Genomic DNA, 12558 nt, shown 5'->3' with positions numbered 1-12558 from the left:
CCGTTTTTGACGATGCGGACGGCGCCGCAGTGCGGACACGTAAGCTCGTTCATGGTTCATTGAACCACTGTCGTGCCCAAGAGTCCACGACCACCCGCGTGCATGAGTTGACACCGGGTGCATACCGGGGTATACTTTCCTTATCAGCGTCCGAAAGGGCGCTTTTTTTGTGCCTGCCGTGTGGATGGCCGGGCGCATGCGGCGAACATCAATGGAGGAGGGCCGACCGCGCATGGCAGGTCGGCCCTCCTCCACTGCTGGAGTTACGCGCCGTACTTCTGGAGTTTCAGGGCGTTCGCCATCAGGAGCGGCATGACGTCCGTGCCGCGGCGCAGGCCGAGCGTGCCTTTCTGCGCTTCTTCCTCGGTGTAGCGGGCCGCCACGTCCTTGCGGGCGTACTCGCTGTGGATGAGGAGCGGGACGGGATGCCAGCTGTGGCTGGCGAGCTTGCTGGGCGTGCTGTGGTCACCGACGATGGCGATCACGTCGGGCTTCAGCGCCAGGAGCTGCGGGAGGAGCGCGTCGAAGATCTCGATCTTGTGGACCTTCTCGTGGAAGTCGCCGTCCTCGCCGGTGCTGTCCGTCTTCTTGACGTGGAAGTAGAAGAAGTCGTACTTGTCCCAGTTGGCCTGCAGGGCGGCGACCTTGCCGTCCAGGGCGTCCTCGTGCCCCTCGACGTCCAGCACGTCCATCCCGACGAGGCTCGCGAGGCCCTTGTACATGGGGTAGCTGGCGATGCAGGCGGCCTTCAGGCCGTAGATGTCGTCCATGCTGGGGAAGTGCGGCACGTCGCTGTACCCGCGGAACAGCACGCCGTTCACCTGCGGCTCGTCCTTGAGGGCCTCCTCGGCGCGCGTGACGAAGGTGTTCACGAGGTCGGCCGTCTGACGGCTGGCGTCGTCGTGCGCCTGCGCGGTGAGGGGTTGCACGCCGGTCGCCTGGGGGTCCACGTCGCTGATGTTCGCGCCGAGGCCCGCGCCGGGGTTACGGAACACCACCACGAAGCGGTGCTCGGACTCGGTGTAGATCTCGACCTTCACGCCGCCGATCTCGGGAATGGCGGCCCTGAGCTGACCGACGATCTCGGCGTTCTTCTCGTCGCTGGGGCGGCCCGCGCGGCGGTCCTCGACGACGCGGCCCGCACCGAGCGTCGCGAAGTTGCCGCGCACGGCCACGTCGCCCGCGCCGAGCTTCACGCCGATGCCGACGGCACTCAGGGCCCCGCGACCGACGACGAACTTCAGGGGGTCGTACCCGAACAGGCTGAGGTGACCGGGGCCGCTGCCGGGCGTGATGCCCGCCCCGACGAGTTCCACCTGCCCGAGCTGCGCGTTCTTGGCGAGTGCGTCGAGGTTCGGCGTGACGGCAGTGGCGAGTTCGGTGTCGCCGCCCAGTTCGAGCGGGAGGCCGCCCACGCCGTCCAGCACGACCATCAGAATCTTCGAGTCGGTCTTCTTGGCGAGTGCCTTGATGGTGTCAAGCATACGCTAAGTGTAGGCCACGCAGGCGTGCCGGGGGTCAGGGCGGGATAGCCAGCCCGTTCATGTTCACGCGCGCCGCGTCACGCCTCCGTCTCGTCGCCGGGCCAGGGGGTGGGAGCGTGCCGGTCCGGGACGTCCGTCCAGCGTCCGGACGGCACCGGGACAGCGCCGGGCGCCGAGAGGCGCGCCTCGCGGGCGTACACGTACACCCACGCGCGGCCCGTCCCGGCGTCCGTGACGGGCGTGGCCGGAACGCGCCGGTACAGCGGCGGGCGCAGGTGCAGGCCCTCCAGGTCGTCCAGGTGCGCGAGCGCGGCCGCCCACGTGCCGGGCGCGTAGTGCAGCACCCAGCCGTGCACGGTCCCCGCGCCGGGCGTCACGGCCGGGTACCCTTCGGGGCTCAGGTGGTGCAGCACGAAGCCCGGCAGGGTCGCGCGTTCCGCACGTTCCGGCGCTCCGGCGGCCGACGCGACGCCCGAGTACCGTTCGTCCGGCATCAGGGTGCCGTACACGAAGACGCTGCTGGGAAGGTCCGGGGTGGGATCGGCAGGCATGCCTCCAGTGTGGCACGCCGCCCGGACCGGCCGCGCGCTCAAGGAAGCGTGAACGCCTCCCCGGCCCGGAAGTCGGGGATGGCGTACAACTGACCGGACGGGGCGCGGCGCATACTGAAGCATGAACGTTGCGCGCGCCCACCGCCGGGTCCTGGGGCTGTCCGTCCTGCTGCTGCTCGCCGCGCCCGCCGGGGCGCAGAAGACCTCCCGGCCCGCCCCGGCCGCCCCGCAGGTGGCGGCCGGACTGCCCGCCACGCTCGCGCCGCTCTACCAGAAGTTCCGGCCCGCCGCGCTGGAGATCGACGACTGCGCGCCCGCCGAGGAAGACCCGCAGTGCGAGGACCCGAACGGTCTGGGCAGCGGCGTCCTCGTCAGCGCGGACGGCAGCGTTCTGACGGCGTACCACGTCGTGTTCGGCGCGGACCGACTGCAGGCCGTCACGCTCGACAGGAAACGCTACCCGGTCACGGTCGTCGGCTTCGACGAACCGCACGACCTCGCCCTCCTGAAGATCGACGTGAAGGGCGCGCCGTTCGTGCCGCTCGCTCCGCAGGCCCCCAGGGTCGGTCAGCTGGCGCTCGCCATCGGCAACTCCGGCGGGAAGTTCCTGCAACCCAAGAGCGGACGCCTTCTCGCGCTGGACGCCCAGGCGGGCCGCGCGGACTTCCCGCCCGGCACCCTGCAGCTCGACGCGCCCCTCGCGCCCGGCGACAGCGGCGGCCCCATCCTCAACGAGGCAGGGCAGCTCATCGGGATCACCAGCTACATCCGCCTGCAGCCCGGCCCGAAAACGGACGCGCTCCCGCCGACCGCCAGCGTCGCCGCGTACCGCGCCACCCTGAACACCAGCTCGTACGCCGTGCCCGTCACGGCCAGCAGCGCCCTGCTGGCGCAGCTGCGCGCCGGACTGAAACGCGAGGCGCCCGTCGTCGGCATCAGCACGTCCCTCGCGGACTACGAGCTGCCCGTCAGCTTCTTCCGCAACCTCGGCCTGGGCGGCCGGGTCGGCTTCGTGTTCGACCGCGTCATTCCCGGCGGTCCCGCCGACACGGCAGGCCTGCGCCCCCTGAAAGCCACGCGCTTCGACGAGAACGGCGTCCCCACCCACGCGACCGGCGACGTCATCACGGCCGTGAACGGCACCGGCGTCAGCGACTACCTGCAGTTCCTGGCCGCCATCCGCAGCCACAGCGTCGGGGATCAGGTCACGCTCACCGTGTACCGCGACGGGGCGCTCACGCCACTGCGGTTCACCGTGAAGCTCGCGCCGCGCACCATCTCGCTCGGCCAGACGAAACCCTGACCCGCCGCCCGCCTCAGTCCGGCCGGATCTCGCGCACCCCGTCCTCGGTCGCCACGAACCTCACCGGCAGGTCATGCGCCTCGTGCGGTACGTGCGGCACCCACAGCGCCGCGGGCGTCACGCCGACCGTCGGTACGTCCCAGACTTCCAGCAGCCGGTCGTAGAAGCCGCCCCCGTACCCCAGCCGCCACCCGCGCCGGTCGAAGGCGAGGCCCGGCAGCAGCACCACGTCCACCTCGCCGCGCGGCACCTCCGGCGTCCCGCGCGGCGGCTGCAGCGCCCCGAAACGACTCACTTCAGTCGCAGCATGCCAGTCGTGCAGCGTCAGGCGCGCACTGGGCCGGAACACGGCACGCGTCGTGAACAGCTGCACGTGCCCCGCCAGGCCCGACACGTCCGGCTCGCCCGGCAACGCGTGATACGCCAGCACCCGCCGCGCCCCGCGCGCCCGCAACCACGCCAGCAGCTCCGCGCACACGCCCGCGTGGTCCGGTTCCGGCAGTGCCGCCCGCACCGCCCGCGCCCACGCACGCCACACCGACTTCGGCGCGTCCGGTGCCGGCGGCCCGAACTCGGGAGAGGGGAGAGGCGACGTCACCCGCCCATTGTGCCGCGCCACGGCACGTTTCGGCTCAGGACCGGACCTGTTGCTCGCCTCGCCCGGCCGAACTTCAGAAGTTCAGCTCAACACCGTATCAGTCGCCGGGCATGCGCCGGGCTGCCTGCCTCGCCTCGCGGCGGTCCTGGCGTGCCGCTGTGCCGGGTGCAGTGTCCGCGCCGGGCGCCGTGTCGAGTGCGGTGTCGGCGTCCGGCAGGTCGAGCCGTGTCAGGCGGCCGTCCTCCATCGCGACGCGCACCCCGTTGCGGCCCTGGCGTTTCGCGGCGTACAGGGCGGCGTCCGCGCGGCGCATCACCTTCTCCAGATCGTCGCCCACCGCGAATTCCGACACGCCGAAACTCGCGGTGAGGCCGCCCACCTGATCGAAGACGTGCTCGTACAGGTCCCGGCGGGCCGCTTCCGCCAGCTGTTTCCCCTCGCGCTTGTGCAGGCCCGGCAGCACCAGCACGAACTCCTCGCCGCCCCAGCGGGCCATGAACTGCGTGCCGTGCAGGTGACGGCCGACCACGCGGGCCGTCTCGCGCAGCACCATGTCGCCCGCCTGATGCCCGTACGTGTCGTTCACCTGCTTGAAGTGGTCGATGTCCAGCATCACCAGACTGAAGCTGCGGCCCGCCGCGAGCAGGTCCTCCAGCTGCCCCTGCGCGTACCGGCGGTTCGGGAGGCCCGTCAGGGCGTCCAGGTACGCGGCGGCCCGCACCTGATCCAGCTGCTGCCTCAGCTTCCCGACCGCGTACTGCGCGACGACCAGCACGCCGCTCGAGATCAGGAACTGCACGCACGACGCCACCATCCGGAACGTGAGCTGCCCCCGCCCGCCCAGCAGGCCCAGCTGCACCCCGCAGATCACGAGCGACGCCGCGAAGATTCCCGCGCACACCTGAATGGCCCGCTCCCCCCGGAACGCGATGAACGCCGTGGCGTACAGCACCGCGAACCAGAAGGTGCTCTCGCTGAGCATCTGGTAGTGCGGCACGAACCACCAGAACTGATGGTTGAGGCCCACCAGGAAGTACGCGGTGGTGCACAGGAACGTGATGCGCGTGGCCGCCGCGACACTCATGACGCGCACGGCCAGCGCGGTCGTCGTGAGCAGCAGCTCCAGCGCCAGCAGCGGCAACGCCACGCGGTCGAAGGGATCCATGCTGTGCCACTGCGTGGCGAGTGCCGCCGCGCACGCCAGCACCCCGACCGGACCGAACCACAGGTACACGGTGCGCTGCACGTTGTTCCACGTCTGCGTGGTCAGGCGGTCCTGCCCACCTCCCAGGCCCCACAGGCCCCTCACGCGCCGCCCCTCGCGTGGGGGCGCGCCGTCCTGGACGCGGGAGTGCTGCGCGGGCTGTGCTTCATGCTGCCGTCCGTCTCTCCATGGGTCGCTCCCGGCCTGCCGGTCGTGCTGCGCTGGATGTGATGGGTGAAACCGGTGAACCCCGTCGCGTGTGGGGAGCTGGAGATGGAGGCACGACGCTCTGCTCAGGGGCGAGCCGCAGCAGGCGATGACCCACACTGCCTGAGCTTGACATGAAGTATACCTGAAACCCGTTTCTTTCAGGCAGCGAAACCTTCACATGCCGCCCCACAGGAGAGGGGAGCTGCACGGACTGTTCACACCGGCCCTCACTCTTCAGGTGTGAGGCCGCTCCTCGCGCATCACCTCGCCCGCCTCGGACCGCGTCAACTCCAGCGCCAGATGCAGGCCCAGCTGCCGTTTCGGGTCGTTCAGGTCACCCAGCATGGCCCGCAGCTGCTCGATCCGGTAGTACATCGTCTGCCGCCGCACCCCCAGGCGCCGCGCGGACTCCGCCATGTTGAAATTCGTCTGCAGCAGCGCGTCCAGCGTACCCATCAGCACCGTGCGCGGCCGGGTCGGCAGGGCCAGCAGCGGCCCCAGCTGCCCCTGCAGGAAATCCACGCTGCGGCCCGTCTCGGCCAGCGCGTCCAGCAGCGGCGACAGCGACGCCTCGCGCACCTCGCCCCGCGCGCTCAGGATCCGCGCGTGCGCCACCCGCGTCAGCCGCGCGAAACTCACCTCCTGCCGGAACACCACCAGCGGAAACCCGTACAGCCGAGCCGCCCCCAGCACCTCGACCGGCACGTCCCGGAACCCTTGCACCAGCTCCAGCACCAGCCCCTGTGCGCCCCCCTCCGCCAGCGAACGCACGAAATCCGCCTGTCCCTGCGCGGACGCCTGCGCCAGCAGCGACCCGGTCGACAGCAGCAACTCACCGCCCGACAGGAACCGCGCCGCGTCCAGCACCTCCGACACGTGCACCCACGTCACCGGCTGCGCGAGCCGCGCGTGCCCGCTCAGCACCTCGGCACCCGAAAAGGCCGCCAGGGTCAACAGTTCAGCAAGCGTCGGAAGCGTGCGGGTCATCCGGTCCTGCTCCGGCGCCCACGCCACACGCGCCGGACCTCACGGAGCGCCGTGCGAGGACGTGTCACGCCTGTGCCTGAATCCAGGCCATCGTCTTCTCGGTCAGGGTGTCGAGCGCCTGGACGCTCATCTCGATGTGGTCCTCGAGCGTGTCCTCGATCCTGTTGTGGCTGATGCCGCGCAGGGACTGCACGAACAGCATCACGGTCGGCACGCCTGCCCGGGCGATCTCGGCGGCGTCGTGGAGGGGGCCGCTGGGGAGGCGGTGCGTGCCGGGCGTGAGGTTCAGGATGCTCGCCTCGGCCGCGTCGATCAGTTCCGGGTGGAACAGGATCGGTTCGATGTTCCAGATGTGACCGAAGCTCACGGTGCAGCCGCCCTCGTCAGCGAAGGTGCGGGCGGCGTCCTGCGCTTCCTGCCACATGGCGGCCAGGTGCTCGGCGTTCAGGTGGCGCTGGTCGAGGGTGATCTCGCAGGTCTCCACGACGCTCGTCACGATGCCGGGCAGGGTCTTGACGCTGCCGACGGTGCAGACGCCCGCGTGCCGCTGCGCGATGACGTAGATCTCCTGCGCCAGTCGCGCGGCGGCGAGCAGCGCGTCGCGGCGGACGTTCATGGGCGTGCTGCCGCTGTGCGCCGCCTGCCCGTGGAAGGTGACGGTGTGGCGCTCCACGCCGACCGTCCCGAGGACCGGGCCGAGCGGCAGGCCCAGGCCCTCCAGCACGGGGCCCTGCTCGATGTGCAGTTCGAGGTACGCGGCGGCGTTCCGCAGTTCCGCCTGCGCCTGCGGAGCGTCGGCGAGCGTCACGCCGACCCGTTCGAGCGCCTGGCCGAGCGTGACGCCGTCCCGGTCCGCGAGGGTCGCCATCTGCTGCACGTCGAAGTGCCCGCTGGCGGCGCTGCTGCCGTACAGGCTCCGGCCGAACCGTGCGCCTTCCTCGTCCGCCCAGTCCACGAGGCGCACCGTGACGGGCGGCCTGCCCGCGTACTGCTCGTTCACGCGCCGCAGGACCTCCAGGCCCGCGAGGACGTTCAGGCAGCCGTCCAGCCACCCGCCGTTCGGGACGCTGTCCAGGTGCCCGCCGATCAGGAGTTCGCGCGGCGATTCGCCCGGCAGGGTCGCCCACCAGTTCCCGGCGGCGTCCATGTGCTGCAGGACGGGCAGGGCGTCCAGGCGGTCCTGCAGGAAGCGGCGCGCGGTGAGCCACGTGTCGGTGAACGCGACGCGTTGCGCGCCGTGTTCGTCGCCGGTCAGGGCGCGGAAGTCCTTGAGTTCCTGCACGGTGCGTTTCGGGTCCAGGGGCATGAATGCAGACTCCTTGTCGTTGCGGCCGGGGCCGCTCCCGTACCGATCCCGGTGGAATCCCGCAGTGTGTGCAGGTGCAATCCGGGTGGAACGGGGAGGAAAGACGCGCGTTCCGGGATCCGGGAATGGAACGGAACGCGTCTCAGTAGTGGGGGGTGGTGTTGCCGCTGCCGGTGAGGGTGGCGGCGGGCCGCGTGCCGCTGATCGCGCGGTGCCAGCGGACGGCGTTGCCGCGCCCGTGAACGATGATCTGCCCGACCGTGCCTGCCGTGACGGTGTTGCCGTTGCCATTCACGCTCACGCGCAGGCAGCGGCCCTTCAGGGTGACGCGGTTGTCGTTGCCGTTCACGGTCATGGCGCCGCCCTGGCAGTCGAGCGTCTGCCGGGTCGCGTTCCCGGCGAGGACCTGTCCCAGGCCCGGCACGGTCATGGTGGCGCTCTGCGCGGCCGTCACGCCGTGCAGAGCGAGGACCGCCACGAGGGCGGCGGCGAGGGGAGACGTGTGGGACGTGGGCATGAGACCTCCGGCGGGAGCGGGCGGTCGGCGGCCGGGCCGCCTGACCGCCACGGGAGCGAAAGGATGGCCCCGCCCGCCGTCCGGGCCGGGGCCGGTGAAGCCGTGCCGTTCCATCCTCGCGCCGCCCGGCCGGATTCCGCAAGGGGCACGGGCTGACCACCGTGCGGGTTCCGCTTCCTCCTGCCCGCCCCGCCCGGGCCGACCCCGCTGAGGGGACGGAACCGGCCGGAACGGGCGTCATACGGTGTTGATCCGATGCCAGGGAAGCCCTTCCATCTCCTCAACACCGTACTCGTCAGTGCCCGCTTTGCTCGGCTGAACTCCTGGAGTTCAGCTCAACACCGCATCACTTCATGGCTTTCTTGCCGGTCGCCGCTTCCCACACGCCGTAATCGACCGCGCCCGCCGCCGGGTCGGCCTTGAGGATGCCGAGGGACTTCAGCAGCGTCACGTTCGCCCTGTACACGGCCGGGTCGAGGTATCCGGCCATGCCTTTCAGGGTGGGGCCCGCCTGGTACAGTTTGGCCACTTCGGTCATCTGCCACGTCTGGTGCCCGCTGGCGCTGGCGCGGCTGCCGCTGCCCTTGCAGGTGTTCCCGCACTGCACGAGCACGTCCGTCACGGCTTCCTTCTGGTTCGCGACGGCGTAATTCCAGCCTTTCAGGCTCGCGCGCACGAGTTTCGCGGCGATCTGGCGGCCCGTCATGCCGCTCCCCCTGAAGTTCTTGTCGTCCAGCACCCGCTGCGACGTGAACATCAGGTCCTCGAGCAGGTTGATGCCGTAGTCCGACGCGTGGAACACCTGCAGCTTGTCGAGCGGGTACCCGAGGCCCACGATCTGGTCGACCTCGTTGTACGTCATGGCGCTCACGAGGTCCACCTTGTCGGGGAACACGATGCTCGGATCGAAGGGGTACGTGACGGCCTGCACGCTGGGGTTGCTGACGGTGGAGTCCAGGCTGGTGGTCAGCCCGTACTTCTTGAGGAGCGCCACGGCCGGGTACTCGTTCCCGCTCGGCCAGACGCCCACGCGCTTCCCTTTGAAGTCGGCGGGCGCTTTCAGGCCGCTGCTCTTCAGGGCGACCAGGGTGTACCCGCTCTTCTGGAACAGCTGCGCGATGTGCACGACCGGGATGCCCTGCTGGCGGGCCGTGAGCAGGTCCGTGATCCAGGTGGTGCCGAAGTCCGCCGCGCCCGTCGCGACCGTCTGGATGGGGCTCTGGTCCCCGATGGGCAGCAGCGTCACGTCGAGGCCCTCGGCCTTGAAGTACCCCTTGGCCTGCGCGACGAAGAAGCCCGCGAACTGCGCCTGCGGGAACCACTTCAGCTGGAGTTTCACCGGCACGAGCTTCTGCGCGCCTGCGCTGGACGTGGCGGCCGAGACGAGCAGGGCGGCGGCGATGGTGGCGGTCAGTCTGGCGGTGTGCTTCATGGTTCCCTCCGGGGAGTGAGACAGATTCCGATGGAATCCCGCGGGGTGTGCGGGTTCAATCCGAGTGGCACGAGAAGGAAATGGATGCGTTCCGGGAGATGGACGGACAGGCGGTGAAGTCCCGACTGTCCGGGAATTGAACGGAACGCAGACGAGGCGGTACGGACTTGCGGTGAACGGCCGCGCGGGCCGGGGCGCCTGGCGCTGGAACGTCATGGCATGGCGGCTCCCGGCGGGACGGTTCCCGCTGCGGGCGCGGCGCGCGTCACGCGTCCCGTCCGGGCGCGCCCGTCACCAGGCGGCGCTCCAGCAGGCCCACCGCGCTGAAGAACGCGATGCCGACCACGCTGCTCAGCACGATGGCCGCCCACACGATGTCCAGGTTGAAGCGCCCCACCTCGATCTGAATGCGGAAGCCCAGCCCGTGCCCGTCCGTCCCGAAGAACTCCGCCACGATTGCCGAGATGAGCGCCAGCGTACTGCCGACCTTCAGCGCGCCGAACACGAACGGCAGCGCGCTCGGGACGCGCACCTCACGGAACGTCTGCGCGGGCGCCGCAGCGTACGTGTGCATCAGGTCCAGGTGCAGCGGCTGCGCCGACTGCAGGCCACGCACCGCGCCCACCACGACCGGGAACAGCACCGTGACGGCCACCACCAGCGTCTTGCTCGGCCACTCCAGCCCCACTGCCTTCACGATGACCGGCGCGAGCGCCACGATGGGAATGCTGGAGAACAGCGCCGCGTACGGCAGCAGCCCCAGCTCCAGGAAGCGGAAACGGACGACCACCAGCGCCAGCAGCAGGCCCGCCAGCGTGCCGAGCAGGAAGCCGAGCAGGCCCTCCAGCCCGAAGGTGTACAGCGTGTCCTGCAGGAGCACCGTCCGCGCGTTCCACAGGGCGCGCAGCACGAGGCTCGGCGTGGGGATCAGCCCGGCAGGCACCGCGTACGCGCGCAGCAGCGCCTCCGCGCCCAGCACGCCCAGCAGCAGCGTGAACACGGCCGGGAGGGTCCGCGCGGCGCGCGACTCGCCCTGCGCGGCCGAGCGCACGCCCACCCCGCCCAGCACCAGCAGTGCCAGCACGCCCAGCAGCCACGCGGCGGGCGACGTGGGCTGCGGCTGCCGGGCGAGCAGCAGGCACGCGCCCAGCAGGCCCGCCATGGCCACCGCCAGGGCCAGCGTTCCCACGCTCGCCGCGCGCCCCGGCGTGCGGGCGGGCACGCTCACCGTGCCGCCCGTCACGCGCGGACCTTCCAGGGCGTCACGAGCCGCTCCGCGAGGCCCACCAGGCCCACCAGCGTCACGCCCAGCACCGCGCCGTACACCATGATCACCCACAGGGCGATCGTGTCGCTCGCGCGGGAGTTCTCGGCCAGCATCTTGCCGAGCCCCGAGAAGCTGATGGTGCTGATCTCCGCGACGATGCTGCCCACCAGCGCCGCCGTCGCCGCGACCTTCAGGGCCGTGAACAGGTACGGCACGCTCGCCGGGAAGCGCAGCAGCCGGAACGTCTGACTGCCCGAGGCGCTGTACGTCCGCATCAGGTCCAGCTGCAGCGCGTCCGGGCTGCGCAGGCCCCGGCTCATGCCGACCGCGACCGGGAAGAACGCGATGAACGCCGCGATGATCGCCTTCGGCAGGAAGCCCTGCACGCCGTACTGCCCGAGCAGCACCGCCAGCATCGGCGCGATCGCCACGATCGGCACCGTCTGCGACGCGACCAGCCACGGCAGGGTCGCGCGCTCGAAGCTGCGGCTCGCGACGAGCAGCACCGCCAGCGCCAGCCCCACCACCGCCCCGAGCGCCAGCCCCAGCAGCGTCTCGCCGCCCGTCACGACCGCGTTGTACGGCGCGGACAGCGGCGAGGTCAGCGGCACGCTCAGCGCCCGGAAGCCGCCCGCCAGCTGTCCCGGCGACGGCAGCACCGGGTTGCGCAGCTGCGTCGCGCACGCGAGCGCCGTCCTGCACTCCAGTTCCGCGCCGCTCGCCAGGGTCCTGGCCGCCGGACCGTAGTTCGCCCACACCATCAAGGGCAGGTACAGCAGGGCCGCCACGGCCGCCACCACCAGCATCGGCAGCAGCGGCGAGCGGCGCGGCAGCGTCACGAATGCCCCCGTTTCAGCAGCTCGCGGATCTGGGTGGCGATCTCGAAGAACCTCGGCAGTTCGCGCGTCTCGTCGCTGCGCGGGTGCGGCAGGTCCACGTCCACGATCCCCTCGATCTTGCCGGGCCGGGCCGTCATCACCACCACCCGTGTGCTCAGGAATACCGCCTCCGGAATGCTGTGCGTCACGAAGATCACGGTCTTGCCCGTCTCGCGCCACAGGCGCAGCAGCTCCAGGTTCAACTTCTCGCGCGTGATCTCGTCCAGCGCCCCGAACGGCTCGTCCATGAACAGCAGCGGCGGGTCGAACGCCAGCGCCCGCGCGATGCTCACGCGCTGCTGCATCCCGCCCGACAGCTGCCACGGGTAATTCCGCTCGAACTTCTCCAGCCCCACCAGCCGCAGCATCTCGCGCGCCCGGCCCACGCGGTCTCCCGGCACGTTCATGACCTCCAGCGGCAGCAGCACGTTCTTCAGCACGCTGCGCCATTCCATCAGTGCGGGCGCCTGGAACACGTACCCGTACTGCCGCTCCTGCCGCGCCGCCTGCGCCGAACGGCCCGCGATCAGGATCTGCCCGCCGGTCGGCTGCACCAGGTCCGCCAGCAGGCGCAGCAGCGTGGTCTTGCCGCACCCGCTCGGCCCGATCAGGCTGATGAACTCGCCCCTCTCGATGCTGAGGTTCGCGTCCTGCAGCGCGACCGTCTGACCGCCCGGCACCTGAAACACCATCTGCAGGTCACGCACCGACACGATCGGCGCCTCCGGCGAACCCTGCAGCGGAACGGAAGTGGAACTCTGAGCAGTTTGCGTCACGGAAACCTCCCCTGAACCATCTGTCCTGCAAGCCGAGAAGCGTTC

The 12558-nt window shown here is 70.7% G+C and carries 12 protein-coding genes; 1 reads left to right on the top strand and 11 read right to left on the bottom strand.

Annotation, left to right across the window (positions count from 1 at the left end; translation table 11 throughout):
* Positions 1–263: 263 nt before the first annotated feature.
* Both IEY33_RS17420 and IEY33_RS17415 read right to left on the bottom strand, forming a co-directional pair.
* Entirely contained in the window at positions 264–1484 is a 1221-nt protein-coding gene (locus IEY33_RS17420; RefSeq protein ID WP_188964567.1) for a 2,3-bisphosphoglycerate-independent phosphoglycerate mutase, read from the bottom strand.
* Positions 1485–1561: 77 nt separating this feature from the next.
* Entirely contained in the window at positions 1562–2035 is a 474-nt protein-coding gene (locus IEY33_RS17415; protein ID WP_188964566.1) for a gamma-glutamylcyclotransferase family protein, read from the bottom strand.
* A 121-nt stretch (positions 2036–2156) separates the two neighbouring features.
* Between IEY33_RS17415 and IEY33_RS17410 the strand changes: the two genes are divergently transcribed.
* Positions 2157–3338: a S1C family serine protease gene (locus IEY33_RS17410; RefSeq protein ID WP_188964565.1), complete on the top strand. Its 1182-nt coding sequence runs from the start codon at positions 2157–2159 to the stop codon at positions 3336–3338.
* Between the two features lie 13 nt (positions 3339–3351).
* On the opposite strand, the gene IEY33_RS17405 is transcribed toward IEY33_RS17410, so the two are convergent.
* From IEY33_RS17405 to IEY33_RS17365, 9 genes are all read right to left on the bottom strand, one after another.
* Positions 3352–3936 (bottom strand): 5-formyltetrahydrofolate cyclo-ligase, encoded by a 585-nt coding sequence (locus tag IEY33_RS17405; protein ID WP_188964564.1) that lies wholly within the window; start codon positions 3934–3936, stop codon positions 3352–3354.
* A gap of 97 nt (positions 3937–4033) precedes the next feature.
* Positions 4034–5245 carry a GGDEF domain-containing protein gene (locus IEY33_RS17400; RefSeq protein WP_188964563.1) on the bottom strand — a complete coding sequence of 404 codons (1212 nt, stop codon included), beginning with the start codon at positions 5243–5245 and terminating at the stop codon, positions 4034–4036.
* A 339-nt stretch (positions 5246–5584) separates the two neighbouring features.
* On the bottom strand, positions 5585–6337 hold the full coding sequence (locus IEY33_RS17395) for a PucR family transcriptional regulator (protein ID WP_188964562.1): 753 nt from the start codon (positions 6335–6337) through the stop codon (positions 5585–5587).
* A gap of 64 nt (positions 6338–6401) precedes the next feature.
* The gene (locus IEY33_RS17390; protein ID WP_188964561.1) at positions 6402–7643 is read right to left on the bottom strand and encodes a hydantoinase/carbamoylase family amidase; all 1242 of its coding nucleotides are present in this window, start codon (positions 7641–7643) and stop codon (positions 6402–6404) included.
* A 142-nt stretch (positions 7644–7785) separates the two neighbouring features.
* Positions 7786–8160, bottom strand: coding sequence for a DUF3060 domain-containing protein (locus tag IEY33_RS17385; protein ID WP_188964560.1), 375 nt, complete (start codon positions 8158–8160; stop codon positions 7786–7788).
* A gap of 346 nt (positions 8161–8506) precedes the next feature.
* Positions 8507–9592, bottom strand: a complete 1086-nt coding sequence (locus IEY33_RS17380) for an ABC transporter substrate-binding protein (RefSeq protein ID WP_188964559.1) — start codon at positions 9590–9592, stop codon at positions 8507–8509.
* Between the two features lie 265 nt (positions 9593–9857).
* Positions 9858–10835, bottom strand: a complete 978-nt coding sequence (locus tag IEY33_RS17375; RefSeq protein ID WP_229671126.1) for an ABC transporter permease — start codon at positions 10833–10835, stop codon at positions 9858–9860.
* Complete coding sequence (locus IEY33_RS17370; protein ID WP_229671125.1) at positions 10832–11698, bottom strand: ABC transporter permease; 867 nt, start codon at positions 11696–11698, stop codon at positions 10832–10834. The genes IEY33_RS17375 and IEY33_RS17370 overlap by 4 nt, the downstream gene beginning before the upstream one ends.
* Complete coding sequence (locus tag IEY33_RS17365) at positions 11695–12513, bottom strand: ABC transporter ATP-binding protein (protein WP_229671124.1); 819 nt, start codon at positions 12511–12513, stop codon at positions 11695–11697. The genes IEY33_RS17370 and IEY33_RS17365 overlap by 4 nt, the downstream gene beginning before the upstream one ends.
* Positions 12514–12558 lie beyond the last annotated feature (45 nt).

The organism is Deinococcus aquiradiocola (genome assembly GCF_014646915.1).
Classification (GTDB): Bacteria; Deinococcota; Deinococci; order Deinococcales; family Deinococcaceae; genus Deinococcus; species Deinococcus aquiradiocola.
The sequence above is the reverse complement of the archived record's forward strand: the minus strand, read 5'-3'. Positions and strand labels throughout refer to the sequence as shown.